A 26,494-nucleotide genomic window follows, 5' to 3' on the forward strand; every position below is an offset into this window, starting at 1 on the left:
ACCCGTCACCCGGCCCGCTCGGCGACCGCGGCCCCGATCGCGGCCATCGCCTGCGCGCTGGTGAGCCGCGCGCCCCGCTGGTAGGCCTCGTCGTACGCGTCCGCGCCGAGCTTCTCGCGCAAGTCGGCGATCACCGCGCGCAGCTCCGGGTCGCCGGAGTCGAAGACGCCGCGGATGGCCTCGCTCAGGCCGAGCGCCCACGCGGCCCGCTCGGCGTCGCCCTCCGCGTGGTACACCCGGGCGATCACGGCGGTCGTCTTCGCCACGTCCGGCAGGTCCTTGCGTTCGCTCGCCGAGCGCAGCGGATTCGCCAGCAGCGGCCACGCCTCCGCGGCCCGCCCCTCGGTGACGAGCAGCGAAGCCCCGGTGATCGCGACCAGCTCCGCCGCCATGTCGATCGGGAACGGGACGCGTGCCGCGTTCGCGGCCAGCCACGCGTGCTCGGCGCGCGCCACGTCCAGCTCACCGCACCGCCGGGCCAGTTCGAACTTCCGCAGCGCCACCATCGCCCGGCGGTCGACCTTGTCCGTCACCAGCCGCTCGGCCTCGGCGACGTCGTGCCAGGCCGCCTCGGCGTCCCCGGCCCGGAACTTCTCCTCCGCCAGCCGGGCCAGCTGCTGCACCACGTCGTCGGCCGAGGACAGCTCCCGCGCCATCCGCAGGCCCTCCGCGAACCCGGCGATGGCCGCGGAGTGGTTACCGCGCAGCGAGTGCGCCTCCGCCTGCATCGCGACCGTCATCGAGGTGCCCCAGCGGTCCCCGCACTCGCGGAACCCGGCCAGCCCCCGGTCCCGGGCGCGCCCGCTGCGGTCCAGATCGCCGTCCTGGTCGGCCATGAAACTCTCGGCCCAGCTCGCGCACGCGATCGCCCAGGGGTCCGAGCCGGCCAGCACGCGGCGCACCTCGCGTTCGGCGAGATCCCGGTGCCCGCCCAGGAAACAGGTCATCGGCAGGGCCAGCGCCAGCATCGGGTACCGCCGCACCGCGCCGGTGCGCAGGCACTCGTCGGCCAGCTCCGGCAGGTCGTCCCGGCGCACGATCGGCTGGCTCGTCATGAGCGCGTGCATCACGGTGAGGCACACGTGAGCGTGGTCCGGCAGGCCGTCGTGACGCAGCACCTCCCCCAGCAGCGGCACCGGTTCCGCGTGGAACCCGCGGATCACCCAGTACCAGAGCGTCGCGAGGACCAGTCGTGCGGCGGTGCCCGCGTCCTCGTCGTCGAGAGCGCGGCGCACCGCGGCCACGATGTTGTCGTGCTCGGCGCCGAAGGTCTCGATCGCGCGGACCTGCTCGTGACCCCGCAGCTTCGGTTCGTTCCCCTCGGCCAGATCGGCGAAGAACCCGGTGAACCGCCGCACCACGTCGTCCCGTTCGCCGGACTCGGCGAGCCGCTCGGCGCCGTAGGCGCGGATCGTCTCCAGCATCCGGTAGCGCGGCTCCGCACCCGTCGAGACCGCGTCCACATGGACTTCTCGACGAGTGAGCCGAGCACGTACAGCACGTCCTCGGCAGGCAGCAGCTCGTCGGCGCAGACGGCTTCGGCCGCGGCCACGGTGGCGCCACCGGCGAACACCGACAGCCGCCGGGCCAGGATCCGCTCCGGCTTCTCCAGCAGGTCCCAGCTCCACTCGACGACGGCCCGCAGCGTGCGCTGCCGCGGCATCGCGGTGCGGCTGCCGGAACTCAGGAGCCGGAAGCGGTCGTCCAGCCGCCGCGCGATCTGGTCCGCCGTCATCGACCGCAGCCGCGCCGCGGCCAGTTCCAGCGCGAGCGGCATCCCGTCCAGGCTCCGGCAGATCTCCGCCACGGCGTCCGAAGTGGACTCGTCGAGCACGAACCCCGGCCGCACCGCGACCGCCCGTTCGGTGAACAACCGCACCGCCTCGGCGACCGCCAGCGGCCCGACCTGGCACAGCGCCTCACCGGTGATGGCGAGCGGCTCCCGGCTGGTGGCCAGGATCCGCAGCCCGGGCACCCGGGCCAGCAGCTGGAAGGCCACGTCGGCCACGGTGTCGACCACGTGCTCGCAGTTGTCCAGCACCAGCACCGCGTCACCACCGTCGAGCAGCGCCACGATCTGCGACATCGCGTCCACCGGCAGCTTCGGCGCGCTGGTCGTCCGCAGGTCCAGCGGGCCCAGCGCGCCCAGGATCGCGCCGGGCACGTCGTCCGCGTCGCGCACACCCGCGAGCGCGACGAACCACGCGCGCGCCGGGTGGCGTTCCGCCGCTTCGGTCGCCAGCCGGGTCTTGCCCGCCCCACCGGGGCCGACGAGTGTGACCAACCGCGACGCCGACAACGCCCGGGCGACCTGGCCGAGTTCCCGCTCGCGGCCGACGAAACTGGTCAGCCGCACCGGCAGCGCAGGCTCGGCGCGCGGCGGCGCGACCTCGCCGCGCAGGACCTTCAGGTGCGCGTCGCGGAGTTCGGCCGACGGGTCGACGCCCAGCTCCTCGGCCAGCGTGGCGCGGATCCGCTCGAACACGGCGAGGGCGTCGGCCTGGCGGCCGCTCGCGGCCAGCGCCCGCATCCGCAACGACGCCAGCCGTTCCCGCAGCGGGTGCGCCTGCCCGGCGGCGTCCAGGTCCGCCAGCACCTCGGCGTGCCGCCCGAGCGCCAGCTCGGCCTCGAAGCGGTCCTCCACGGCGGCGATCCGCAGGTCGTTGAGCCGCGCGACCGGGGCCTGCGCGAACGGCGCGTCGAGCACGTCGGCCAGCGCGCCGCCGCGCCACAACGCGAGCGCTTCGCCGAGGTCCGCGGCGGCCTCGCCGGGGCGTCCGGCGGCGAGTTCCCGCCGTCCGCGGGCGGCCAGCTCCTCGAACCGCTGGGCGTCCACGTCGGCGTCGAGGGTGTAGCCGCCGGAACCGGAGGTGATGGCGCCCGCGCGGCCCAGCGCCCGCCGCAGCCGGGACACCAGCGACTGCAGGGCGTTCGCCGCGTCCGCGGGCGGGTCGGCGCCCCACAGGCCGTCGATCAGCGCGTCGGTGCCGACCGCGCGGCCGGGGTCGAGCGCCAGGCGGGCCAGGAGCATGCGCAGGCGCGGGCCGCCGATGTCGATCGGCGTGCCGTCGTCCGCCTGGGCCCGGACCGGGCCGAGCAGTGCCACCCGCACGGCTACCACTGTTCCAGATCAGGCGCCGGGCTTGAGGCTCTGCTCGAAGTAGTCGACCATCTCCTGCGGTGTCGGGCCGCTCCCGCCGAAGTCGATCCACACCAGCAGGCCGCAGATCTCGGCGTCGTCCGCGCCGAACAGCATGATGCCCATCCCGATCGCCGTGCCCGCCAGGTACCGGCCGCTCAGCCCGGCACCGCTCCAGGTGCCGTCGAGGGTGCCGTCCGAACCGTCCATCTGGGACTCGACGCCCGGTTTCAACTCGTCGAACGACATGCCCTCGTAGTAGATGACGGACCGGCCGCTGGTGGTCGAATCGCTGGGCAGCTTGCAGGTCACCACGTTCTCGGCGCCGGCCTCCTCGATCGGCGCACCGGCCCCGCCGCTTTCGCAGGTCCCGGCGTCCGGCACGGTGCCGGCGAGCCGGCGCAGGCAGGACGTGAAGCCCTCGGCGTCCGGCTCGCCACCGGGCGAGCAGGTCGCGGCGACCTGCCTGGTCGAGACCTGGGCGGCGTTCCCGCTGGTTCCGACCGGATCGCCGGAGCCACCGCGGGTGACCGCCAGGAGGGTGATCACCAGCGCGGCGACCAGCACGCCGACGCCGGCGCCGATGAGCAGCGGCGTGCGCACGCCCGTGGGCTTCGGCCGGGGCGGCGGTGGCTGCCAGGCGGCGGGTGGGGTGGCCGGCGCCATCGCCGGGAGCGTGCGGCCGTCGATCGCGGGCGGCGTCGGCGGCGGGCCGGCCGGGACGTGGTGCAGTCCGAACGCGACCGCGGTCTCCGGCTGGTCCTGGGTGGTCGGCAGGACGCCGAGCTGTTCGGCGAGCAGTGTCGCGACCAGCGGCATCCGGCTCGGCCCGCCGACCAGGTAGACGCCGGTGAGCTGCCGCGGGGTGTGCCCGGCGTCGCGGATGGTCGCGGCGAGCATCTCGGCGCTGCGCAGCAGGTTCGGCCGGACGAGCGCCTCCAGCTCGGCGCGGGTGACCAGGACGTCGTCGAACGGTTCGGGCATCGGCACTTCGGTGTGCGCGTGGCGGGACAGGGTCTCCTTGGCCTCGCGCACGTCCTGCAGGAGGGCGCGGCGGGTGCGCCGGTCGGCGAGGCTCCCCGGCCGCAGCATGCGCTGCCACTGGGCCGGGTCGGTGTGGGAGACCTGGCGGCCGACGTGTTCGAGGAGGGCCTGATCGATGTCGAGGCTGCCCAGGTCCGGCAGGCCGTTGTCGGCCAGCACGGTGAAGCCGCGGTCGGTGACGCCGATGACGGCGCAGTCGAACGTGCCGGCGCCGAGGTCGTAGACGGCCAGGGTGCTGCCGGGCGCGAGGGCGCGGCCGAGGGAGGCGTAGTGCGCGGCGGCGGCGACCGGTTCCGGGATGAGGACCGGGTCGGCGCCGAGACCGGCCTTGATCGCGGCCTGGCGGAGGAGCTGCTGGCGGGTGGCGCCCCAGCGGGCCGGGTGGGAGAGGCGGACCTGGTCGAGCGGCTGCCCGGCGAGCTGGCGGTGGGCCTCCTCCGCGACGCGACGCAGGACCGCGGCGAGAGCGTCGGTCACCTCGACGACGGTGTCGCCGAGCAGGAGGGTCGCGTCGTCGATGCGGCGCTTGGGATTGGGCTCGAACCGGGCCGGATCCAGGCGCGCCCGGCGCTCCGCGTCCTGCCCGACGACCAGCGTGCCGTCCTCGCCCGCGAAGATCGCGGACGACATGGTCACCGACCCGTCGATCTCGATGACCCGCGGCCCGCGCCCGAACGCGGACAGGACGGCCACCGTGCTCGACGTACCCAGGTCGATCGACAGGACGTTCATGAGCCTCCCCTCGGCCCGATCACACTATCGGGGCGCCCGGGACGCGAAGTGCCCCCAGGGAACCAGTCCCTGGGGGCACTCGCTTCGGCGGCCTAGAAGATCAGCGCTCGCCCTCGGCGTCGTCCTCGTGGGTACCCGCGCCGATGCTCACCGGCGGGGCGTCGGGGACGTCGGACGGCTTCGGCTCGCCGCGGAAGACGAAGCGCGCCTCGTCGTCGCGGTCCTCCGGGTTGCCGCTCCAGCCCTCGACGTCGACGATCACGATCTGACCAGCCTCGACCTCGCCGAACAGGATCTTCTCGGACAGCTGGTCCTCGATCTCCCGCTGGATGGTCCGGCGCAGCGGACGGGCACCGAGCACCGGGTCGAAGCCGCGCTTGGCCAGCAGCGCCTTCGCCTTGTCGGTCAGCTCGAGAGCCATGTCCTTGGCCTTCAGCTGCTTCTCCACCCGCGTCGCCATCAGGTCGACCATCTGGATGATCTGCTCCTGGGTGAGCTGGTGGAACACGATGATGTCGTCGATCCGGTTGAGGAACTCGGGCCGGAAGTGCTTCTTCATCTCCTCGTTGACCTTCTGCTTCATCTTCTCGTAACGCGATCCCTCGTCGTTACCCGAAGAGAAGCCGAGGCTGACGGTCTTAGAGATGTCCGACGTGCCCAGGTTCGAGGTGAAGATCAGCACCGTGTTCTTGAAGTCGACCGTGCGGCCCTGACCGTCGGTGAGCCGGCCGTCCTCCAGCACCTGCAGGAGGGTGTTGTAGATCTCCTGGTGGGCCTTCTCGATCTCGTCGAACAGGACCACGGAGAACGGCTTCCGGCGGACCTTCTCGGTCAGCTGGCCACCCTCCTCGTAGCCGACGTACCCCGGAGGGGCACCGAACAGCCGCGAGGCGGTGTAGCGGTCGTGGAACTCGCCCATGTCGATCTGGATGAGCGCGTCGTCCTCGCCGAACAGGAACTCCGCCAGCGCCTTGGACAGCTCGGTCTTACCGACACCGGACGGGCCGGCGAAGATGAACGAGCCGGACGGGCGCTTCGGGTCCTTCAGGCCGGCCCGGGTGCGGCGGATCGCCTGGGAGACGGCCTTGACGGCGTCCTCCTGGCCGATGATCCGCTTGTGCAGCTCGTCCTCCATGCGGAGCAGACGCGTGGTCTCCTCCTCGGTGAGCTTGAACACCGGGATGCCGGTCCAGTTGGCCAGGACCTCGGCGATCTGCTCGTCGTCGACCTCGGCGACGACGTCCAGGTCACCGTCCTTCCACTGCTTCTCCCGCTCGGACTTCTGCGCGAGCAGGTTCTTCTCCTCGTCACGCAGCCGGGCGGCGCGCTCGAAGTCCTGCGCGTCGATCGCGGACTCCTTGTCGCGGCGCACCTTGGCGATCTTCTCGTCGAACTCGCGCAGGTCCGGCGGAGCCGTCATGCGGCGGATGCGCATGCGGGCACCGGCCTCGTCGATCAGGTCGATCGCCTTGTCCGGCAGGAACCGGTCGTTGATGTACCGGTCGGCCAGGGTGGCCGCGGCGACCAGCGCGGAGTCGGTGATCGACACGCGGTGGTGCGCCTCGTAGCGGTCCCGCAGGCCCTTGAGGATCTCGATGGTGTGCTCGAGCGACGGCTCGCCCACCTGGATCGGCTGGAAGCGGCGCTCCAGCGCGGCGTCCTTCTCGATGTACTTGCGGTACTCCTCGAGCGTGGTCGCGCCGATGGTCTGCAGCTCGCCGCGGGCCAGCATCGGCTTGAGGATCGACGCGGCGTCGATCGCGCCCTCGGCGGCACCCGCGCCGACGAGCGTGTGCAGCTCGTCGATGAACAGGATGATGTCGCCGCGGGTCTTGATTTCCTTGAGCACCTTCTTCAGGCGCTCTTCGAAGTCACCGCGGTACCGGGAGCCGGCGACCAGGGAGCCCAGGTCCAGCGTGTAGAGCTGCTTGTCCTTCAGCGTCTCGGGCACCTCGCCCTTGACGATGTTCTGGGCCAGGCCCTCGACGACGGCGGTCTTGCCGACGCCGGGCTCGCCGATCAGCACCGGGTTGTTCTTGGTGCGGCGGGACAGCACCTGCATGACCCGCTCGATCTCCTTGCCGCGCCCGATGACCGGGTCCAGCTTGCCCTCACGCGCGGACTGGGTGAGGTTGCGGCCGAACTGGTCGAGCACCAGCGAGGAGGACGGGGTGCCCTCGCCGCGGCCGGAACCGGCCTCGGCCGGCTCCTTGCCCTGGTAACCGGACAGCAGCTGCAGCACCTGCTGGCGCACCCGGTTCAGGTCCGCGCCCAGCTTGACGAGGACCTGAGCGGCCACGCCTTCGCCTTCGCGGATCAGGCCGAGCAGGATGTGCTCGGTGCCGATGTAGTTGTGGCCGAGCTGCAGCGCCTCGCGCAGCGACAGCTCGAGCACCTTCTTGGCACGCGGGGTGAACGGGATGTGCCCGCTCGGCGCCTGCTGACCCTGGCCGATGATCTCCTCGACCTGCTGGCGGACGCCTTCCAGCGCGATACCCAACGATTCGAGCGCCTTGGCGGCGACACCCTCACCCTCGTGGATCAGGCCCAGGAGGATGTGCTCGGTGCCGATGTAGTTGTGGTTGAGCATCCGGGCCTCTTCCTGGGCCAGGACGACCACCCGCCTCGCGCGGTCGGTGAACCTCTCGAACATTCCCACTCCCTCGACTGCTGCGCCGGCGGTGAGCATCCATCACTTCGCGATGGATTCAGCACCGTGAGTCCACTGTAGTAGCCATGCGGTCCCACCGGACTACCACTGGGGCGGATTAGGTCACAGCTGATGTAGATGCCGGGAACTCCCGGCGACTGAGTCTGCGCTGGTAGCTGACGTAAGGGTCAACGCGGGACTTCTCCCGGCGATTCCGCAAGCCCCGGTTTGTCCGCTCACCGCGAACACCCCCGTTGCGGGGACGGGACTGGCGCTCGCGCCCGGAATGAGTAAGGTAAGGCGAACCTAACCACCCGGACGGAGCAGGGAGGTCCGCCATCGACACCGCGCTGGGCGCTCTCGACGCGTCCGTCACGAGGGTGGCCGCCCTGCAGGACCGCATGGAAGTGCGCACCGGCCTGCCCGCCACGGGCTCCTGGCAGCGCTGCAGCGACCTGCTGGCCGACCCCGCGCGGTTCGACGTGTGGCGCAAGCTCCTGGGCGAATGGCTGCGGGCGAACTTCGGCGAGGCGCCCGATCGGACGACCGCGGGTTTCGTCATGTCGTGGTACCTGCACGTGCCGGCGTTCACCGGTGCGTTGCTGCTCCATCACGAACGGCGAGTACCCATGCTGCGACCGGGTGAACTCGCCTTCCGCCTGTGCGCCGACCGCCCGCACCCCGAAGGTGTGGCGGTGCTGGGGGACGAGTTCTACTGCCTGCCCGGCGACCCGGCGGCGGGCAGCCCCGAGGCGACGGTGGTCGCGGACGAGAAGGCGCTGGCCGCGGTGCTGCGCGCCCGGTACACGGCGCACGCGGCGCAGTTCGTGCGGGCCTACGCCCCGCTGAGCAGGCTGGGGCGGCGGATGCTGTGGGCCGCGGCGACGGATGCCCTGGACAGCACGCTGTGGTGGGCCGGGCTGTACGCCGGGAACGAGGAGGCGGGCGTCGCGGACGCGCACCTCGTGCTCGACGAGCACTACCCGCCGCTGACGGCGTCGACCCGGCTGAAGCAGACGGCGGACGGGTGGGCCCGGCGGCGGGAGAGCTGCTGTTTTTCGTACCTGCTGCCGGAACAGCCCCTCTGCGAGGGCTGCCCACGCACCTGCCGCCGGTGACTTTCACCACACCCTGATCGCCGCGGCTACCGCTGAGGTTCGCGCCACCCCGGATCGCGGCCCGTCAGGGCCAGCAGCCGGTCCAGCGTCGGCGCGTCCGCGGCGCACGGCACCTCCGGTCCGAAGACCTTCATCTCCCGCGCCTGCTCGGCCGTCGCCTGCGCGGAGGTGAACAGCGCCTCCGCCGTCGCCGGGTCCACGGTCAGCGGGTGGCCCGTTGCGCGGGCGAGGTCCCATCCGTGCACCACCCATTCGGTGAGCACCATTTCGGCGATCATCGGCGCCGGCATCTCCGAACCGCCGAACTTCGTGGTGCCCTCCAGCGCCCCCGGCCGTCCACAGGCATCCACAATTCCATCCACAAGCGTGCACAGCTCGCTCAGCCAGTCACCCTGCGTGAGATCGGTGTCTCGCTCCCCGGCGGCGACCGTGGGCGCCGGTTCGCGCCGCAGCGCCGCCGCCATCCACGGCCCCCAATAGAGCAGGTGGTTGAGCAGGCCCCGCACGTCGTATTCGGCGCACGGCGTCCGGTTGTCCAGTTGTCCGGGTTCGATGGCGCGCAGCAGCGCGGTGAACTCGCGCGCGGCCCGCTCCAGCATCGGTCGAAGGTCTGTCATGCCTCCATTCAGCCGAATGGCGGCGCCGCCGTCTTGAACAAAAGCGACAGCCGCTCGCGAATGACCGGGCGGACAGAACCGTGTTCAACCTGTCGCGCAATGAAAAAAGCCGCCGGGAATCCCCGGCGGCCCTTCCACGCCCCTCTTTACCCGAACTGTGCTCAGTTCTTCTTGTGGTAGGCCTCCACGACCTCGGACGGGATACGCCCGCGGTCGGAAACCTGGTACCCGTTCTTGCGCGCCCAGGCCCGGATGGCCTGGTTCTGCTCGCGGTCGACCGAGGCGGAACGGCCCGCCACCTTGCCCGCCGGCTGGCGACCCGCCGTGCCCCGCTTGCGGCCACCGGCACGCCGCGCGTGCTCGACGTACTGGGCCAGCGCGTCACGGAGTTCCTCGGCGTTTTCCGCCGACAGGTCGATCTGGTACGAGATGCCGTCCAGTCCGAACTCGACGGTCTCGTCCGCCTCCGAGCCGTCGATGTCGTCGATGAGCGACACCAGCACCTTCTGTGCCATGTGTTTCCTCCTGTTTTAGGCCAGCCACGAATGATCGGGCAGGGGCAGGCGCCCTGACCAGAAGCCATTGACTAGGACATTAATACCCGGAATCAGGGCCGCACGCAAATCACGTTACCGATACCGTGACCAGTTCCTGCCTGCTATTCGGGGCGCACCAGGGGGAAGAGGATGGTCTCGCGGATGCCCAGGCCGGTCAGGGCCATCAGCAAGCGATCGATGCCCATTCCCACGCCACCACTCGGTGGCATTCCGTACTCGAGCGCGCGCAGGAAATCCTCATCGAGGCGCATCGCTTCGCTATCGCCTGCCGCGGCCTGCCGGGCCTGATCCAGCAATCTTTCCCGCTCGATCACCGGGTCGACCAGCTCGGAGTATCCGGTGGCCAGCTCGAATCCGCGGACGTAGAGGTCCCACTTCTCGGCCACGCCGGGCTTGGTCCGGTGCTGGCGGGTGAGCGGCGAGGTCTCGATCGGGAAATCCCGCACGAAAGTCGGCTCGTGCAGGTGGTCGCCGACGAGGTGCTCCCACAGTTCCTCGACCAGCTTGCCGTGGCCGAGTTTCGGGTCGACCTCCAGCCCGCGCGCCGAGGCGAACCCCCGCAGCTTCTCGACCGACGTTTCCGGCGTCACTTCTTCGCCCAGCGCGTCCGACAACGAGTCGTACATGCTCAGCGAGGTCCATTCACCGGACAGGTCGTACGGCGTGCCGTCGGCGAGCGTGACCTCCAGGCCACCGAAAACGGCCTGCGCGGCTTCCTGGATCAGCTCGCGCGTCATCGCCGCGTTGGTGTCGTAGGTGGCGTAGGCCTCGTAGTACTCCAGCATGGCGAATTCCGGCGAATGCGAGGAGTCGCTGCCCTCGTTGCGGAAGTTGCGGTTGATCTCGAAGACCTTCTCGATCCCGCCGACCACGCACCGCTTGAGGAACAGCTCCGGGGCGATCCGCAGATACAGATCGATGTCGAACGCGTTCGAATGGGTGACGAACGGCCGGGCCGACGCACCACCGTGGAGCGTCTGCAGCATCGGCGTTTCCACCTCGGTGAAACCGCGGCGGTGGAACGAATCCCGCAGCGAGCGGACCACCGACGCCCGCGTCCGCACCACGTCGCGCGCCTGCGGGCGCAGGATCAGGTCGACGTAACGCTGGCGGACGCGCGTCTCCTCGGCCAGCTCCTTGTGCGCGACCGGCAGCGGGCGCAGCGACTTCGCGGCCATGCGCCATTCGTCGGCCATGATCGACAGCTCGCCGCGCTTGGAGGTGATGACCTCACCGTGGACGTACACGTGGTCACCGAGGTCGACGTCGGACTTCCAGGCGGCCAGCGCCTCTGCACCGACGTTCGCGAGGCTGATCATCGCCTGCAGTTCCGTGCCGTCGCCCTCGCGCAGCGTCGCGAAGCACAGCTTCCCCCCGATGCGCGAGAACATGACGCGACCGGTCACGCCGACGACGTCGCCGGTGGCCGTGTCGGCGGGCAGGTCCGGGTGGGCCGCACGCACCTCGGCGAGCGTGTGGGTGCGCGGCACTTCCACCGGGTACGGCTCCACGCCCTCCGCGAGCAGCCGGTCGCGCTTGGCCCGACGGACCCGCATTTGCTCGGGCAGGTCGTCAGCGGGCACCGGGCGCTCCGGGGAGGGGGAATCCGTCATGCGGACAGGGTATTCAAGGCCGTTCCGACTAGGCCAACCGGATTACCTGTATCGACCTGCGGATGTTCACCGATGGCATCGCGCGAGTGAGCGAAGCCACCTCATCGGCGGAGCGTGAGCTCTGGAACAGCTTCGCGGAGCCGGTCTGCAGATCGATCACCTCGGCAGCTTGAAAGCGGCGCATCCGGTGCGCAGCGCGTCGAGCAGGTAAGCCGGGCAGTGTTCGGCATACGCGCCCGCACACCCTCCGATGAGCGGAGTGCCGGTGCCGGCCGGCCAGGCGTTCCACTGGTTCGACGTCGACGCCGCGCTCACCGAGATCGCCCGCGTGCTGCGCCCGGGCGGCGTGGTGGCCGGGCTGTGGAACGGCAACGACGATTCCGTGCCGTGGGTCGCCGAAATGGCGCGCGTCGCCGGTTTCGTCCGGCGCCCGGTGGGTGGCCGATCTGGGGCGACCACCCGGCGTTCGGTCCGTTCGAGGAGACGACTTTCCGGCACGCGCACCGCCGCACGCCCGAAAGCCTGGTCGAAACGATCTCCACGCATTCCCGCCTCATCGTCGCCGAGGCCGGCGAGCGCGCGCGGACGCGGGAGCAGCTGCTGGAATTCCTCCGCACCCACCCGGACACCGCCGGGGGCGAATTCGACCTGCCGCTGGTGACGACCGTGCTGCGCGCGGTCCGCCGCTAACGCGCCTGGCGTTCGAAGGCCAGGCGCAGGCCCAGCAGCGTCAGGTCGGGCACGTGCTCGGTGATCGTCTCCGACTCGCCGATCACCAGCGGCGCCAGGCCGCCGGTGGCGAGCACCGTGACCGGCTCGTGCGTGCGCGCGGTCAGCTCCCGCACGATCCGCCGCACCAGGCCGTCGACCTGACCGGCGAACCCGAACACGATGCCGGACTGCAGGCACTCCACGGTATTCTTGCCGATCACCGACCGCGGCCGGACCAGCTCGACCTTGCGCAGCGCCGCCGCGCGCGAGGCCAGCGCGTCGACCGAGATCTCGATGCCCGGCGCGAACGCGCCGCCGAGGAACTCGCCCTTCGCGGAGATGACGTCGACGTTGGTCGAGGTGCCGAAGTCCACGACCACGCACGCCGTGCGGTACAGGTGGTGCGCGGCCAGCGTGTTCACCAGCCGGTCCGCGCCCACCTCGCGCGGGTTGTCGACCAGCAGCGGGACGCCGGTGCGCACGCCGGGCTCGACGACGACCTTCGGCACCCGCGCGTAGTAGCGCGCGAGCATGACCCGCATCTCACGCAGCACCGCGGGCACGGTCGACAGCGCGCTGATCCCGGTGATCGCGTCGGCGTGCTCGCCGAGCAGGCCGCGCATGGTCAGCGCCAGCTCGTCGGCGGTCATCTGCGCGTCGGTCCGCATCCGCCAGTCGCCGACGAGCTTGGCCGCGTCCCCCCGGCCCTCGTACAGGCCGAGCACGATGTTCGTGTTGCCGACGTCGATCGTCAGGAGCACCTGCGTCAGCTCTCGGCGTGCAGCAGTGCGTCCAGGCGCGCCGCGTCGACGGTCTCGGCGACCGGGAACGGGTTCTCCCGGTCCGGCGACGCGATCGGGATGCTGCCGCTCACCAGACCCGACCCGGCCGGCGCGTGGCCGGGGTCGCTGCCGGCGTGCTTGATCCGGTTCTCGTCGTCGACGAACACGATCCGCGGCTGGTAGGTGGCCGCTTCGGCGTTGTCCATCTGCCCGTAGGAGATCAGGATGACCAGGTCGCCCGGGTGCACCAGGTGCGCGGCCGCGCCGTTGATCCCGATCACGCCGCTGTCCCGCTCGCCGGGGATGACGTAGGTCTCCAGCCGCGCGCCGTTCGTGACGTCCACAATGGACACCTGCTCGCCGGGCAGCAGGTCGGCCGCCTCCATCAGCGTCTCGTCGATCGTGACCGACCCGACGTAGTGCAGGTTGGCCTGGGTGACCGTCGCGCGATGGATCTTCGACTTCAGCATCGTGCGGTACATGGTTATCTCTCTTCCTCCGACGCGCCCAGCACCACCGGGACGTTGTCGATCAGCCGGGTCCGCCCCACGCGGGCGGCGATCAGCAACCGTGCTTCCCCATCGACGGGTGCGGGACCGAGATCGGTTCCCCGCAATTCGAGGTAATCGACGTCGACCTCGGGACGAGCGGCCAGCGTCTCGCGCGCCGCCGCGAGGACCGCCTCCGCGCCGTTCGGACCGGCGTGCCCGCCCGCCGCCAGCGCCGCGGACAGCACCACCGCCGATTCCCGCTGTTCCGGCGTGAGGTAGACGTTGCGCGAGGACAGCGCCAGTCCGTCGGCCTCCCGGACCGTCGGCACCCCGATCACGCGGACGTCCAGGTTCAGGTCGCGCACCATCCGCTTGATCAGGACCAGCTGCTGGTAGTCCTTCTCCCCGAAGAACGCGTAGTCGGGCGTGACGATGTGGAACAGCTTCGCCACCACCGTCAGCACGCCGGCGAAGTGGCCGGGGCGGTGCGCGCCCTCCAGCTCGTCGCCGAGCGGGCCGGGGTGCAGGGTCACCGCGTGGCCCTCGGCGTAGAGGTCGCCGACCTTGGGCACGAACGCGATCTCGACGCCGTCCTCGGCGAGGATCTCCAGGTCCCGCTCCAGCGGCCGCGGGTAGGCGTCGAAGTCCTCGCCCTCACCGAACTGCAGCGGGTTCACGAAGATCGAGACGGCGACGACGGTGTTCGGCAGCCGCTTGGCGCGGCGGATCAGCTCGCGGTGGCCGGCGTGCAGCGCGCCCATGGTCGGCACCAGCGCGACCTTGCGGCCCACCGAGCGCAGCGCCGCGGTGACCCGGTGGACGTCGCCGGGCGTCTGGTAGGTGTTCAGCTGCCCGCGGCTGAATTTCGGTGTGGTCACGGGTGTTCCGGCCTTTCGAGGAGTTCGGTGATCTCGGCGGCGGCACCGGCGTCGAGCAGGCCGGCCGCTTCGGCTCGCTGCGCGGTGCGCCGGGCGAGCGAGGTGTAGGCGGGCACGATCGCGGGCTCGGTGGCTTCGAGCACGCCGAGGTGCTTGCGCAGCGTACCGGTGTCGCCGCGGGCGACCGGACCGGTCAGCGCCCGGTCACCGTGCCGCAGCGCGTTGTCCAGCGCCGCCGACAACAGCGGGCCCAGCATGCGCTCGGCGTTGCCGATTCCCGCGCCGCGCAACAGGTCCGCGCAGTCCTCGACGAGCGTGATCAGGTGGTTGGCGCCGTGCGCGAGCGCCGCGTGGTACAGCGCACGGGCGGCTTCCGGCACGCGCACCGGTTCCGCGCCCATCTCGACGGTCAGCGCCTCCCCGACGCTCCACGCGGCCTCGTCGCCGGCCGCGGCGGTGACGCCGACGCTGCACGCGGTCAGCCGGTCCAGGTCCTCGGAGCGGCCGGTGAAGGTCATGACCGGGTGCAGGGCCAGCGGCAGCGCACCGGCTTCGGCGGCCGGGGCCAGCACGTCGAGGCCGTGCGCGCCGGAGGTGTGGATGACGATCTGGCCGGGACGCCAGGACCCGGTGGCGGCCAGGCCGCGGACCAGGCCGGCGAGTTCGTCGTCGGGCACGGCCAGCAGCACGAGGTCGGCGGCCGCGGCGACCTCGTCCGGCGGTTTCAGCGGGACACCGGGCAGCATGCGCTCGGCGCGGGCCTGGGAGGCGGCGGAAATACCGGACGCGGCGACCACGGCGTGCCCGGACCGGGCCAGCGCGGCGCCGACGACGCTGCCCACGCGGCCGGCGGAGATCACCCCGACGCCGAGCCTGGCGGGACGACTCACGGCGTGCCCCTGTGGACGCTCATGGCAGCAGAACTCCTCGGCTCGTTCCAGTCCCGCTCCTGGCGCGGGTACCGGACGACGGGGCGAGGGTAGCTCGCGGAAACGCCCCGGGTCGGCGGCAGGTGACCAGCTTCACCCGACCCGGTTTACCCGGTATGACTGCCTTCACCCGCCAGCCGGACCGCGTCGGCGCGGGACGAGCACAGCGCGGCGAGCAGTTCCCGCTTGCGCTTCTCGTGGTCCGGGGTCGCCCGGCGGCGGCGCAGGAACGCGAGTTCGGTCACGCTGGCCTGGTAGCGGGCGACGGCCTTCGCCGCGTCCCGCCCGGACTGCCGGCGGGCCTGGCGGCGCCACTCGCGGCGGCCGGCGAGCGTGGACAGCAGCTCGACCTCCGACGGCGCGATCAGCCGCGCCTGGACCATGGCGGGCAGGGCGGCGGTGACGATGCGTTGCTCGCGGCGGCGCTGCAGGAGGACGAGCATCACGACCGCGACGAACATCGGCACCATGATCAGGAAGTAGACGTTGAGGAACGTCTGGGCGCCGCCGAGGACGGCCGCGCCGTTCCACAGGGCGTGCAGCAGGACGGCGGCGAGGTAGGCGCCGAGCGGGGCGAGGACCTTGACGGTGCGGTTGTCGGCGCGGGCAGCGTAACCGAGGCCGATGCCGGTGATGGCGGCGAACAGCGGGTGCGTGAACGGTGACATCACGCCGCGCAGCACGAACGCGGCGATCACGCCGGTGCTGGTGGCGTCGCCGAAGCCGTAGTCGGCGAAGGCGCGGCCGAAGTAGTAGATGTTCTCGGTGAACGCGAAGCCTGCGGCGGTGAAGCCCGCGTAGACGACACCGTCGATGATCCCGTCGAACTCGTCGGCGCGGCGGAGGAGGATCGCGAGCACGAACGAGGCCTTCGCGGCCTCCTCGACGAGCGGGGCGGACAGGAGCGCGGACAGCTTGCTGCCGCTGCCCTCGCCGAGGAGCAGGTCGCCCACGGTTTCGGCGGTGTTGTTGATCAGCAGGGCGGTGATCGCGGCGACGCAGGCACCCCAGCAGAAGGCGACGAGGAGGAGCTTCGCGGGCTCCGGCTCCCAGCGGTCGGCCCACAGGATGGTCGCCACGACGACCGCGACGGGAACGAGCGCCGCGGCGACGCCGATGGCCACCGCGACGGGCCCGATCTGCACGGTGACCAGGCCGAGGACGGTCAGCCCGCACACGGCCAGGACGACGAGGCCGAGCACGGGCAGGAGCACGGTGAGCCTGCGAGGGGGTGCCGTCACAGCCCGGCACTTTACGGTGACGGGTTCAGCGGGCGGGCCCCACCTCGCCCCCGCTCCGGTGGGCTGTTGGCCGGCACGGTGGCCGAGGCATCAACCCACTGCCCTGCGGCCGGTGCTGGTCCCCCGGGAGCCACGACCGCGACAACGGTGTGGCGGCCTCGCGCGCCGGAATCTCCCTGCCCTGGTGACTACCGCGTCAGTCCTCGGCGCGGCGGGCATCCCCGTTGCCCGCCAGCAGTTCGCTCACCGAACGACCCGCCTGCCCCGGTGACTACCGCGTCAGTCCTCGGCGCGGCGGGGCATCCCCGTTACCCGCCAGCAGCTCGCTCACCGAACGACCCGCCCCGCTGGCTCCCGCGTCAGTCCTCGGCGCGGCGGCGTCGTCGTGGGGTCGCCGATTTGCCGTTGGCTGCCAGCAGTTCGCTCACGGAGCGGCCCGCCGAGTGGGATCCGGTGTCCTCCTCCACGGCGGCGCGGCGGCCGCGAGGGGCCTCCGGCTCGGGCTTCGCGCGGCGGCCGGTGCTCGCGCTGGTCCGTGGCTCGTCATCGGGGCGGTGGCGGCGGCCGGTGGCCTCGGCCGCGCCGGTCGCCTCGGCCGAGCGGCGCCCGGAGATCGCGGCGGCGGACCGGTACCCACTCGAATCAGCCGACCGACGGCCGGTGACCGCGGCACCCGCGGCCGAGCGCCCACCCGTCGGCTCGTCGTCCCCAGTCACCGCGGCACCCGCCGAGCGGCGGCCCCCGGGTGTCTCGGCTGCCGACAGCCTCGGTAGCGCTTCATCGGCATCCGGCGCACGCCGGCCCGGCGCCTCCTCGGCTTCCGGCATCGGCGCGCCCGCCTCGTCCGCCGCGCGGCGACGACGGCCGGCAGGCGCTTCGTCCTCCTCCGCGCGGCGGCGACGGCCCCCCGGCCTGCCCTGCTGCGCCAGCCGCCGGACCTCGACCGGCAACGTCTCGTTGACCACCGGATGGTCCTCCGGCACCGCGGCCACCGGCTCCGCACGCGGCGGCTCGGGCTGCACCGGTCGCGTCACGCGCGTCGGGAACGCGGCGGACAGGTCCGTCGCGGAGCGTTCGGCGCGCGGCGTCCGGTCCGCGTCGACGGCCTTCGCCACCTGCGTCGGTTGCTCGGCCCGCGGCGGCTCACGCTTGACGGGCGCCGTCGCGTTGGCCGGGCGCACCCGCTCGGGACGGCTGGGCGCGGGACGGCTCGGTTCGACCGGGCGGGCCTGCGGCTTCTTCGCCGCCGGCTGGACCCGCGTGCGCTCCGGGTCCACCGGCTCGGCGCCCGCGACCCGGCGGACGGGCAGGTCCATCGACACCTCGGGCCGCCGCGGCTCCGGCGCGCTCGGGCGGCCACCGGAACGCACCGGCTCCTTCTCCCGCACCCGCTCGATGAACTCGGTCGGCCGGTCGGTGATCTCCCGCTTCTTCGCGGCGGTGAGCTGCGGGGGCTGGCTCGTGCCGGACTCGACGACCCGCTGCTCCTCGCGCAGCGCCCGCATCCGGGTCGCCTGCGCGGTCAGCGCGACGCGCTCCAGCAGCACCTCGCCACCGAAGAGGCTCTGCAGGTTGTCCCGCAGCGACGCGATTTCCGAGCGCAGCGCGTCCAGTTCGCTGCGGGACTCGGACTCGATCCGTTGCCGCGTCTCGGCTTCGACCTCCAGCTCGAACTCGCGCCGCGCGGCGATCTCCCGTTCGAGCTCCAGCTCGTAGACCTCCTGCGCCTGCGCGACGGCCTCCTCTGTGGTCGTCGCCTGGCGGCGGTAGCGCACGGCGAGGAAGGCGCCGATCAGCGCCGCCCACAACGCGGCGACGATGCCCAGCCGCACGTAGCGGATGTCGTCGGCCAGTACCAGCGGAATCGTGGCGCCGACCGCGAGGACGAGGCCGATGAGAAACCACGGCCTGTCCACGACGCGGCCGCGCGTCTCGTCACCCTCGCCAGTCATGACCAACACCGTACCCGCTAGTTATGCGTCTGAGACCTAGTTGGTACTTCGAGCGGTCGGTTCCCCGCGTTAACCGGTCGGGTGATGATCGGGATCACTTTCGTCGTCCTCGGGGGTGCGGCAGCAGTGCTCCAGCCACAGCGCCGCGGCGATCAACATCGCCGCGCACACCGCCCCGATCGCGACGCTGCGGAGGTCGCTCGACGCCGCGGCCAGCTCCGACGCCCGCGGGATCAGCGCGCCGGCGATCCCGGCCCACGCGCCGAGCATGATCGCGCCGAGGAGCGAGGAGGCCTTCGCGAGCGCGACCGTGCGCGCCGCCGAGACCGCGTTGACGAGCCGGCCGGACCGGACCCGGGACCGCATCGTGAACGCCAGTGCGACTTCGATCACCGCGAGCAGGAACAGCGTGATGCCGACCGGGCGCGGCACGCGGGGCAGGTCCCCGTAGGCGAACCGGAACAGCAGGTACGCCACGACGAGCCCGATCAGCCCGGCGATCACCAGTTCACGGGGCCGGGTGAAGTGCATACCGCCACGGTACCCAGGTGATCGTGGCACAGTTGACTCTCCACTGGCCGGAGGGTTGAGCATGGGACGCGCGGACGGGACGTTCACCATCGGCGAGCTGAGCCGGCGGACCGGGTTGCCGGTCAAGACCATCCGGTTCTACGCCGACGAGGGGCTGCTCCCGCCCGCCGACCGCACGAGTTCCGGCTACCGGCTCTACGACGTCACGGCCATGGCCCGGCTCGAACTGATCAAGACGTTGCGCGAGCTCGGTCTGGGGCTGGTCGACGTGTCGGCGGTGCTGGCGCGGGAGACGAGCGTCCCCCGGCTGGCCCGGCGGCACATCGACGCGCTCGACGAGCAGATCCGCAGGCTGCGGCTGCGGCGCGCGGTCCTGCGTGCGGTCGTGAAACGCGAATCCGAGCTGGCGGAAGTGAAGCTGATGACCAGGCTGGCGACGATGTCCGACGAGGAGCGGGCCCGTCTGCTCGACGAGTTCTGGCAGGAGGTGACCGAGGGCCTGCCCGTCGACGCCGAGTTCTACGAGCGGATGCGGGCGGCGAAGCCCGAACTGCCCGACGATCCGTCGCCCGAGCAGCTGGAGGCGTGGATCGAGTTCGCCGAGCTGATCCAGGATCCGCGGTTCCGCGCGGTGACCCGGCGGATGAGCGAACGGCACGCCGACGACCTCCGGGCCGGCGAGGCGACCGTACCGGCGCAGGCGGAGTGGATCGAGTGGAGCGAGCGGGCACACCAGGCGCTAAAGGCCGGGCTGTCGCCGGACTCGGCGGAGGGCCGCGCGCTGGCCGACGACATCGCCCGGGTGTGGGCGCCGGAGGGGCAGGATCCGGATGATCCCGCGTTCCGGAATTCGGTGGCGGACCGGATCGCCGTCGGGACCGATCACCGGGCCGAGCGGTACTGGCAGTTGATGGCGATCATGAACGGCTGGCCGGAGGTGCCGACGCGGGTCCCCGCCGTGGAGTGGCTGACGGCGGCGCTCCGCGCCTGACCCGGGGTCAGCGGGGGAAGGGGTACAGGCGGTTCACCGAGGCACGGTCCGAATCGGGGCGAGCCCGCAACAGCTCGGCGATCGGGCCGTGGCCCGGCAGCACCGCGTCGGGATCGATCTCCAGCCACGGGATCAGCACGCTGGCGCGCTCGGGGGTGCCCGGGTGCGGCAGCAGCAGCTCCGGATCGTCCGAGCGCACTCCGTCCACCGTCACCACGTCCACGTCCAGCGTGCGCGGGCCCCACCGGAGCTCGCGCACGCGGCCGGCCCGGCGTTCCAGCTCCTGGCCCGCCCGCAGCCAGGCCCACTCGTCCCGCGCCGGATCGTCCACAATGCACACGGCGTTCAGAAAGTCCGGCTGGTCCTCGACGCCCCACGGCGCCGTTTCGTACACACTGGACACCGCGACCACCGCGGAGCCCAGGGAGTCCACCACGGACTTCAGGTACGCCAACCGGTCGCCCAGGTTGGAGCCCAGCGACAGGACCGCCCTCACGCGCGCTCCCGGTGCACGGTCACGGCGACGTCGGCGAAGGTCAACGGAATCGGCGCGGACGGCTTGTGCACGGTCACCTCGACCGCGGACAACCGCGCATCCTCGAGCACCTCGTCGGCGATCCGGCCCGCGACGCTCTCGATCAGGTCGTACGGCTCGCCGCCGACGATGTCGGCCGCCAGTTGCGCCAGCTCGCCGTAGTGCAGGGTCTGCGTCAGATCGTCCGATGCGGCGGCGGGCGCGAGGTCCAGCCACGCCACGATGTCGACGACGAACTCCTGCCCGTCCCGCTTCTCGTGCTCGAACACCCCGTGCCGCCCGAACACGCGCAGCCCGGTGAGCGTGATCCGGTCAGGCACGCCCACGCCTCCACGCCGCGGCGACCGCGACGGCGTCCAGCGACGAACCCACGTTGTGCACCCGCACGCCCCACGCCCCCTTGACCGCGGCGATCGCGGACACCGCCGCCGTCGCGTCCTCCCGGCCGTCCGGCGGGCGCGGCGAGCCGTCGGCGTCCGCCAGCAGGCTGCCCAGGAACCGCTTGCGCGAAGCCCCGACCAGCACCGGGAACCCCATGTCGAGGAACGCTTCGAGCCCGTTCAGCAGCGCCCAGTCGTGCTCGGCGCGCTTCGCGAACCCCAGGCCCGGGTCGATGACGATCTTCTCCGGCGCGACGCCGGCGGCCAGCGCCGCGTCGATCCGCCCCCGCAGCTCGCGCTGAACGTCCGCGACCACGTCGTCGTACTTCGCGAGCGCGTTCATGTCCTTGCTGTGCCCGCGCCAGTGCATCAGCACCCACGGCGCCTGGCTGGTCGCGGCCACTTTCGCCATGTCCGGATCGGCCAGGCCACCGGACACGTCGTTGATGATCTCCGCCCCCGCGTCGAGCGCCGCTTCGGCGACCGCCGCACGCGTGGTGTCCACCGAGAGCCGCAGGCCGTCGGCCGCCAGCGTGCGCACGACGGGCAGCATGCGGGCGATCTCGGTCTCCGCGTCCACCCGCGACGAGCCGGGACGCGTGGACTCGCCGCCGACGTCGATGATGTCCGCGCCGCGCTTCCACATCTCGTGCGCGTGGGCCAGCGCCGCGTCCAGGTCGAGGTACCGGCCGCCGTCGGAGAACGAGTCCGGCGTGACGTTCAGGACGCCCATCACCAGACAGCGGTCCGGCACCCCGGTGGTCATCGACGGCCCTTGATCAGTTCCAGTGCCTCCGCCCGGGAGGTCGCCGACGTCTGCAGCATGCCGCGCACCGCCGACGTGGTGGTGCGCGCGCCCGGCTTGCGGATGCCGCGCATCGACATGCACAGGTGCTCGGCTTCGACCACGACGATCACGCCGCGCGGCTCCAGCTTGCGCACCAGCGCGTCGGCGATCTGCGAGGTCAGCCGCTCCTGCACCTGCGGGCGCTTGGCGTAGAGGTCGACCAGCCGGGCCAGCTTCGACAGGCCGGTGACCTTGCCGTGGCTGTTCGGGATGTAGCCGACGTGGGCGACGCCGTGGAAGGGCACCAGGTGGTGCTCGCACGTGCTGTACATCGGGATGTCGGTGACCAGCACCATCTCTTCGTGCGACTCGTCGAAGGTGCGCGAAAGCACCTCCGCCGGGTCCGTGTACAGCCCGGCGAACATCTCCCGGTAGGCACGGGCCACCCGGGCCGGGGTGTCCCGAAGGCCCTCCCGGTCCGGGTTCTCGCCCACGGCTTCCAGCAGTTCACGCACCGCTTTCTCGGCGCGCGCCTGATCGAAGACCGGTCCTTCCTCGGGCGTCAGCTCACTGTCGATCTTGACCGTCCTGCTCGTCGGAATTCCGCCGGTGCTGGCCCTGGCCCTCCTCGGAGCCACCGAACCAGTCACCCTGCCGCGGCTGCTCGCTCTGGTTCGGGCGCCACGGCGTCTGGCCACCCGGCTGGGTCGCCGGGGTCCAGCCCGGAGGCGCACCGTAGTTCGGCGGGCCGGACTGGTTGCCCCCGTTGTAGGGCTGCGGCCACTGGCCGGTGCCGTTCGGCCCGTACGGGCGGCCGCCACCGTTGGGCGGCGGCGGGTAGTTCCCGCCCGAGGGGGGCGCGTACGGGTTCGACGGCGGTTCCGGCTGGCTGTACGGCGGGCCACCGGGCAGGTCGCTGCCGCCCGGCGCGGTGCCGACCGGGGTCGGCACCTGGCGCGGCGCCGGCTTCTTCTCCGGCGGAGGCCACGGCTCGCCGCGTTCCATCGCCAGCTCACCCGGGGTCTTGACCGGCGGCTTGTCCGACGGGGTGCGCTCACCGAATTCGTTGAACACGGTGATGTGCGGCCGCTTCTCCACGGTGGCGAAGATCCGCTCGAGGTCCTTGCGGGTCAGCGTCTCCTTCTCCAGGAGCTCCACCACGAGTTCGTCGAGCACGTCGCGGTAGGTGTTGAGCACCTCCCACGCCTCGGTGTGCGCGGTCTCGATGAGCTTGCGGACCTCTTCGTCGATCTCGTGCGCGACCTCGAGCGAGTAGTCCGCCTGGCGCCCGGCGGAGCGGCCCAGGAACGGGTCGCCCTGGTCCTGGCCGTACTTCACGGCACCCAGGCGGGCGCTCATGCCGTACTCCATGACCATCGCCTTGGCGATCTTGGTCGCCTGCTCGATGTCGGAGGACGCACCGGTGGTCGGCTCGTGGAACACCAGCTCCTCGGCCGTGCGGCCACCCATCGCGAACACCAGCCGGGCGATCATCTCGGAGCGGGTCATCAGCTGCTTGTCGTCCTCGGGGACGACCAGCGCGTGCCCACCGGTCCGGCCGCGCGGCAGGATGGTCAGCTTGTAGACCGGCTCCAGGTCCGGCATCGCCCACGCGGCCAGCGCGTGCCCGCCCTCGTGGTAGGCGGTGATCTTCTTCTCCTGCTCGGAGATGATCCGGCTCTTGCGGGCCGGGCCGCCGATGACCCGGTCGACCGACTCCTCCAGCGCGGCGTCGGTGATCACGTGCCCGTTCTGGCGGGCGGTGAGCAGCGCGGCCTCGTTGATGACGTTGGCCAGGTCGGCACCGGACATGCCCACGGTGCGCTTGGCCAGCGCGTTCAGGTCGACGCCCTGGGCCAGCGGCTTGCCCTTCGAGTGCACCTCGAGGATGGCGCGGCGGCCGGCCAGGTCCGGCGCGGACACCGGGATCTGCCGGTCGAAGCGGCCCGGGCGCAGCAGCGCGGGGTCCAGGATGTCCGGGCGGTTGGTGGCGGCGATCAGGATGATGCCGCCGCGCGAGTCGAAGCCGTCCATCTCGACGAGCAGCTGGTTCAGCGTCTGCTCGCGCTCGTCGTGACCGCCGCCGAGGCCGGCGCCGCGCTGGCGGCCGACCGCGTCGATCTCGTCGACGAAGATGATGCACGGGGCGTTCTGCTTGGCCTGCTCGAACAGGTCGCGGACCCGGGAGGCGCCGACACCGACGAACATCTCGACGAAGTCCGAACCGGAGATCGTGTAGAACGGCACGCCGGCCTCACCGGCGACGGCTCGCGCGAGCAGCGTCTTACCGGTGCCGGGCGGGCCGTAGAGCAGCACGCCCTTCGGGATCTTCGCGCCCAGCGCCTGGTAGCGGGCCGGGTTCTGCAGGAAGTCCTTGATCTCGTAGAGCTCTTCGACCGCCTCGTCGGCACCTGCCACGTCGGCGAACGTCGTCTTCGGCATGTCCTTGTTCAGCTGCTTGGCCTTGGACTTGCCGAAGTTGAGGACGCGGTTGCCGCCGCCCTGGGCGTTGTTCATCATCCACATCAGCAGCAGGAGCAGCAGGCCGAGCGGGATGATGTAGTACAGGATCTGCGTGAAGAAGCCCTGTTGCGTGACCGTGGTGTTGAACTTGACGTTCTGCTTGTCGATCAACAGGTCGTAGATCGGTCGCGCCCCTTGGGACGGGAACGAGGTGATGATCTGGTCGACCTGCTGGCCGTCGACGTCGATCTTGTTCGTGAGCGACAGCTTGAGCTGCTGCTCCTTGTCCTCCAGGTTGGCTTCCTTCACGTTGTTGCCGTTGATCTGGGCAATCGCCTGTGAAGTGGGGACCTGGGTATAACCACGGTCGCTGTCGAAAAGGGTGTTGACCGCGAGGAAGATCAACACAACCGCGACGATCCACAGCAGCGGGTTCCTGAGCAGGCGCTTCCGGTCCATATGCCTCGGCCGTTCGGCCTCGACCCTCCCTGGCTAGGCGGTAGATGTCACATCCGCCGTCACGGTGTAGACAACAACTTGCGGTGTGCGAGGAACACCCCGTCCATCCAGGGTACAGTCCGGCCGACATGGGCACCTGCACGAGTCTCAAGCAGGTCAACGGCCGGTGTCGCGTTCGGGTTCCCCGGGGCGGTCCGGGTCAGTAGCCCGGGTCGGATGTGACGCTCGCCACCATCTCGCCGAGCCTGGTCCGCAGCGTTTTCGCGTCCGCCGAGGACACCGTCACCCACTCGCGCCCGTCGGCGCCCGGCCGGGACAGGCTCAGGTACCGGCCGGTGGCCGTGTCGAACCAGCCCAGCACGGGTGACCTGCGACGACCGCTCACCTCGGAGCGGCTGTTCGCGGCGAGCTGACCGCCGCGCAGCCGGGGCTGGCCGGCGAGCCGGGCGTAGGCCTCGCGCGGGTCCGACGAGCCCTCGGACAGCGACCGGCGCCGTGGTTTCGCGTCGCCGCCGACCGGGACCGCCGCCCGGGCCGGCTGGATCCGCAGTGCCTCGTCGACCGGAAGTGTGATGGAAGCCTCGGTGCCGCGCGTGCCCGGTGGCAGCAGGTCGACGACCGTCGAGGCCAGCCCCTCGGGGAAGGCGGGCCGGATCCAGATGCCGTCGGCGTCCTGGATCGCCACCACGCCCAGCGTGCCGTCGGTGGCCGCGAGGATCGAAACGGGCGGCACCTGGAAGTCCGGGATGTGCACGGCGTCGATGCTGGTGGTCGGCTGCGAGAGCACCCGGAACCAGTCCTCGACCCGCGGTTCCAGGCGGCCGTAGTGGTCGCGCAGGCCGCGGGCCTTCAACTCCTCGTGGGCCTGCTGGCGGAGCTTCGCGCGCTCGTCCATGGTCGCGCCGTGCGAGCGGACCTGCAGCGGGTAGGGCAGCTCGCCGATGCCGACCGCCTCCCAGAGGAAGTCGAAGGTCATCGGGGTGAAGAACTCGGGGCGGTTCACCAGGCGCTCTCCAGGGTCGAGATCTCACCGGACGCGACGGCCAGCCACCCACGCCCGAACCCAGCCAGCGCGAAGCGGTTCACCACGCACCTCCCGGCGTCAGGGTCTCACCGGCGGCGCGGGCCAGCATCTCGCCGAGGCGGTGCCTCAGGGTCGGTGCGTCGGCGGGGGCGATGGTGATCCAGTCGCGTCCGTCGTGGCCTCGGCTGGCCTGCGTGAAGTAGCGGCCGCTGTCGGTGTCGAACCAGCTCAGCACCGGTGGCCTGGTCTTCGCGCCGCTGCGGCTGCGGGCGTTGGCGCCGATCTGCCCGCCACGCAGGCGCGGCTGGGCCTGCAGCCGGGCCAGCGCCTTGCGATCGTCGTCGGCGCCGGTGCGGTCGCCGCCCGCGGTGCGGCGCTGCAGGAAGTCGGCCCCGGTGGCCGTCATCAGCTGCTCGAGCGGCACGGTGATCGACTTCTCGGTGCCCCGCGGCGCGGCGGGCAGCAGCGACACGATGGCGCTCGCGAGACCGTCCGCAGGCATCGGCTGGAAGTGGAAGCCCCGGTCGTCGTGCACCGCGAGCACACCGCGCCCGGCGAGCGCCGCCGCCACGGCGAGCAGCGGACGCGCGTCGGGCGCGGTGATGTGCACGCTGTCCAGGCTGGTCTCCGACCCCGACAGCACCTCGAAGAACTCCTCGACGTGCGGCGCGGGCCGGCCCCGGCCGTCGGCCGCGCCGCGCGCGGCCAGCCGGTCCAGGGTCTGCCGCCGCAGCTGGGCGCGCTCGTCCATCGTCGCGCCGTGCGAGCGCACCTCCAGCGGGTACGGCAGTTCACCTGCTCCGAAAGACTCCCACAGGAAGTCCAGTTCCAGCGGAGTGAGCAGCTCCGCTCGCACCATCAAGTCCCTCT

General features: G+C 71.7%; 22 protein-coding genes and 2 pseudogenes. 4 read left to right on the forward strand and 20 right to left on the reverse strand.

Going from position 1 to position 26,494, the window contains the following annotated elements:
- Positions 1-5: 5 nt before the first annotated feature.
- The 3 genes and pseudogenes from L1857_RS35870 to L1857_RS34825 all read right to left on the reverse strand — a co-directional run bounded on the left by L1857_RS35870 (position 6) and on the right by L1857_RS34825 (position 7,568).
- A pseudogene (locus L1857_RS35870) lies at positions 6-3,112 on the reverse strand (AfsR/SARP family transcriptional regulator).
- An 18-nt stretch (positions 3,113-3,130) separates the two neighbouring features.
- On the reverse strand, positions 3,131-4,915 hold the full coding sequence (locus L1857_RS34820; protein ID WP_116110218.1) for an Hsp70 family protein: 1,785 nt from the start codon (positions 4,913-4,915) through the stop codon (positions 3,131-3,133).
- 100 nt (positions 4,916-5,015) lie between these two features.
- The gene (locus L1857_RS34825) at positions 5,016-7,568 is read right to left on the reverse strand and encodes an ATP-dependent Clp protease ATP-binding subunit (RefSeq protein WP_094005637.1); all 2,553 of its coding nucleotides are present in this window, start codon (positions 7,566-7,568) and stop codon (positions 5,016-5,018) included.
- Positions 7,569-7,945: 377 nt separating this feature from the next.
- Here L1857_RS34825 and L1857_RS34830 point away from each other — a divergent pair, with 377 nt between their 5' ends.
- Entirely contained in the window at positions 7,946-8,683 is a 738-nt protein-coding gene (locus tag L1857_RS34830) for a (2Fe-2S)-binding protein (protein ID WP_094005636.1), read from the forward strand.
- A gap of 26 nt (positions 8,684-8,709) precedes the next feature.
- On the opposite strand, the gene L1857_RS34835 is transcribed toward L1857_RS34830, so the two are convergent.
- The 3 genes from L1857_RS34835 to lysS form a co-directional block, all read right to left on the reverse strand.
- Positions 8,710-9,300, reverse strand: coding sequence for a TIGR03086 family metal-binding protein (locus tag L1857_RS34835; protein ID WP_240323128.1), 591 nt, complete (start codon positions 9,298-9,300; stop codon positions 8,710-8,712).
- Between the two features lie 161 nt (positions 9,301-9,461).
- Positions 9,462-9,815, reverse strand: a complete 354-nt coding sequence (locus tag L1857_RS34840) for a histone-like nucleoid-structuring protein Lsr2 (RefSeq protein WP_017985420.1) — start codon at positions 9,813-9,815, stop codon at positions 9,462-9,464.
- 143 nt (positions 9,816-9,958) lie between these two features.
- Entirely contained in the window at positions 9,959-11,470 is a 1,512-nt protein-coding gene (gene lysS / locus L1857_RS34845) for a lysine--tRNA ligase (protein WP_094005634.1), read from the reverse strand.
- 250 nt (positions 11,471-11,720) lie between these two features.
- Between lysS and L1857_RS35635 the strand changes: the two are divergent.
- Positions 11,721-11,786, forward strand: a pseudogene (locus tag L1857_RS35635) (hypothetical protein); the annotation flags it as partial.
- Between the two features lie 71 nt (positions 11,787-11,857).
- Positions 11,858-12,160: a hypothetical protein gene (locus L1857_RS34855; protein WP_240323127.1), complete on the forward strand. Its 303-nt coding sequence runs from the start codon at positions 11,858-11,860 to the stop codon at positions 12,158-12,160.
- On the opposite strand, the gene L1857_RS34860 is transcribed toward L1857_RS34855, so the two are convergent.
- The 7 genes from L1857_RS34860 to L1857_RS34890 form a co-directional block, all read right to left on the reverse strand.
- Entirely contained in the window at positions 12,157-12,942 is a 786-nt protein-coding gene (locus L1857_RS34860) for a type III pantothenate kinase (RefSeq protein ID WP_094005633.1), read from the reverse strand. The two genes, L1857_RS34855 and L1857_RS34860, sit on opposite strands and share 4 nt — an antisense overlap.
- A 5-nt stretch (positions 12,943-12,947) precedes the next feature.
- Positions 12,948-13,445: an aspartate 1-decarboxylase gene (gene panD, locus L1857_RS34865; RefSeq protein ID WP_094005632.1), complete on the reverse strand. Its 498-nt coding sequence runs from the start codon at positions 13,443-13,445 to the stop codon at positions 12,948-12,950.
- Positions 13,446-13,447: 2 nt separating this feature from the next.
- Complete coding sequence (gene panC / locus L1857_RS34870; RefSeq protein WP_094005631.1) at positions 13,448-14,332, reverse strand: pantoate--beta-alanine ligase; 885 nt, start codon at positions 14,330-14,332, stop codon at positions 13,448-13,450.
- Positions 14,329-15,273 carry a Rossmann-like and DUF2520 domain-containing protein gene (locus L1857_RS34875; protein ID WP_429728466.1) on the reverse strand — a complete coding sequence of 315 codons (945 nt, stop codon included), beginning with the start codon at positions 15,271-15,273 and terminating at the stop codon, positions 14,329-14,331. The genes panC and L1857_RS34875 overlap by 4 nt, the downstream gene beginning before the upstream one ends.
- Positions 15,274-15,368: 95 nt before the next feature.
- Positions 15,369-16,475 carry a PrsW family intramembrane metalloprotease gene (locus tag L1857_RS34880; protein WP_094005629.1) on the reverse strand — a complete coding sequence of 369 codons (1,107 nt, stop codon included), beginning with the start codon at positions 16,473-16,475 and terminating at the stop codon, positions 15,369-15,371.
- 386 nt (positions 16,476-16,861) lie between these two features.
- A complete protein-coding gene (locus tag L1857_RS34885) occupies positions 16,862-18,454 on the reverse strand; it encodes a DUF6779 domain-containing protein (RefSeq protein WP_116110215.1) in 1,593 nt (530 codons plus the stop codon).
- A gap of 69 nt (positions 18,455-18,523) precedes the next feature.
- Complete coding sequence (locus L1857_RS34890; RefSeq protein ID WP_094005627.1) at positions 18,524-18,985, reverse strand: DUF3180 domain-containing protein; 462 nt, start codon at positions 18,983-18,985, stop codon at positions 18,524-18,526.
- A gap of 61 nt (positions 18,986-19,046) precedes the next feature.
- On the opposite strand from L1857_RS34890, the gene L1857_RS34895 reads away from it, so the two are divergent.
- On the forward strand, positions 19,047-19,976 hold the full coding sequence (locus tag L1857_RS34895; RefSeq protein ID WP_116110214.1) for a helix-turn-helix domain-containing protein: 930 nt from the start codon (positions 19,047-19,049) through the stop codon (positions 19,974-19,976).
- Positions 19,977-19,983: 7 nt separating this feature from the next.
- Here L1857_RS34895 and folK read toward each other — a convergent pair whose 3' ends face one another.
- The 7 genes from folK to L1857_RS34930 form a co-directional block, all read right to left on the reverse strand.
- Positions 19,984-20,472, reverse strand: a complete 489-nt coding sequence (folK, locus tag L1857_RS34900; RefSeq protein ID WP_094005625.1) for a 2-amino-4-hydroxy-6-hydroxymethyldihydropteridine diphosphokinase — start codon at positions 20,470-20,472, stop codon at positions 19,984-19,986.
- Complete coding sequence (gene folB, locus L1857_RS34905; RefSeq protein WP_116110243.1) at positions 20,469-20,831, reverse strand: dihydroneopterin aldolase; 363 nt, start codon at positions 20,829-20,831, stop codon at positions 20,469-20,471. Before folB ends, folK begins: the two co-directional genes overlap by 4 nt.
- Entirely contained in the window at positions 20,824-21,657 is an 834-nt protein-coding gene (folP, locus tag L1857_RS34910) for a dihydropteroate synthase (RefSeq protein ID WP_116110213.1), read from the reverse strand. Before folP ends, folB begins: the two co-directional genes overlap by 8 nt.
- Positions 21,654-22,256, reverse strand: a complete 603-nt coding sequence (gene folE / locus L1857_RS34915) for a GTP cyclohydrolase I FolE (RefSeq protein WP_198958236.1) — start codon at positions 22,254-22,256, stop codon at positions 21,654-21,656. Before folE ends, folP begins: the two co-directional genes overlap by 4 nt.
- Positions 22,246-24,600 (reverse strand): ATP-dependent zinc metalloprotease FtsH, encoded by a 2,355-nt coding sequence (gene ftsH / locus L1857_RS34920; protein WP_094005623.1) that lies wholly within the window; start codon positions 24,598-24,600, stop codon positions 22,246-22,248. Before ftsH ends, folE begins: the two co-directional genes overlap by 11 nt.
- 199 nt (positions 24,601-24,799) lie before the next feature.
- Positions 24,800-25,603, reverse strand: a complete 804-nt coding sequence (locus L1857_RS34925; protein WP_094005622.1) for an ESX secretion-associated protein EspG — start codon at positions 25,601-25,603, stop codon at positions 24,800-24,802.
- Positions 25,604-25,682: 79 nt separating this feature from the next.
- Positions 25,683-26,483 carry an ESX secretion-associated protein EspG gene (locus L1857_RS34930; protein ID WP_094005621.1) on the reverse strand — a complete coding sequence of 267 codons (801 nt, stop codon included), beginning with the start codon at positions 26,481-26,483 and terminating at the stop codon, positions 25,683-25,685.
- Between the last annotated feature and the right edge of the window lie 11 nt (positions 26,484-26,494).

The sequence above is a fragment of the Amycolatopsis thermalba genome (assembly GCF_023376025.1).
Taxonomy (GTDB): Bacteria; Actinomycetota; Actinomycetes; order Mycobacteriales; family Pseudonocardiaceae; genus Amycolatopsis_E; species Amycolatopsis_E thermalba.

Excerpts from the sequence above, each read along its gene's own strand:
- L1857_RS34820 (WP_116110218.1), bottom strand. The coding sequence starts at position 4,915 with ATGAACGTCCTGTCGATCGACCTGGGTACGTCGAGCACGGTGGCCGTC.
- L1857_RS34825 (WP_094005637.1), bottom strand. The coding sequence starts at position 7,568 with ATGTTCGAGAGGTTCACCGACCGCGCGAGGCGGGTGGTCGTCCTGGCC.
- L1857_RS34835 (WP_240323128.1), bottom strand. The coding sequence starts at position 9,300 with ATGACAGACCTTCGACCGATGCTGGAGCGGGCCGCGCGCGAGTTCACC.
- L1857_RS34840 (WP_017985420.1), bottom strand. The coding sequence starts at position 9,815 with ATGGCACAGAAGGTGCTGGTGTCGCTCATCGACGACATCGACGGCTCG.
- lysS (WP_094005634.1), bottom strand. The coding sequence starts at position 11,470 with ATGACGGATTCCCCCTCCCCGGAGCGCCCGGTGCCCGCTGACGACCTG.
- panD (WP_094005632.1), bottom strand. The coding sequence starts at position 13,445 with ATGTACCGCACGATGCTGAAGTCGAAGATCCATCGCGCGACGGTCACC.
- L1857_RS34885 (WP_116110215.1), bottom strand. The coding sequence starts at position 18,454 with ATGACTGGCGAGGGTGACGAGACGCGCGGCCGCGTCGTGGACAGGCCG.
- L1857_RS34890 (WP_094005627.1), bottom strand. The coding sequence starts at position 18,985 with ATGCACTTCACCCGGCCCCGTGAACTGGTGATCGCCGGGCTGATCGGG.
- L1857_RS34895 (WP_116110214.1), top strand. The coding sequence starts at position 19,047 with ATGGGACGCGCGGACGGGACGTTCACCATCGGCGAGCTGAGCCGGCGG.
- folP (WP_116110213.1), bottom strand. The coding sequence starts at position 21,657 with ATGACCACCGGGGTGCCGGACCGCTGTCTGGTGATGGGCGTCCTGAAC.
- ftsH (WP_094005623.1), bottom strand. The coding sequence starts at position 24,600 with ATGGACCGGAAGCGCCTGCTCAGGAACCCGCTGCTGTGGATCGTCGCG.
- L1857_RS34930 (WP_094005621.1), bottom strand. The coding sequence starts at position 26,483 with ATGGTGCGAGCGGAGCTGCTCACTCCGCTGGAACTGGACTTCCTGTGG.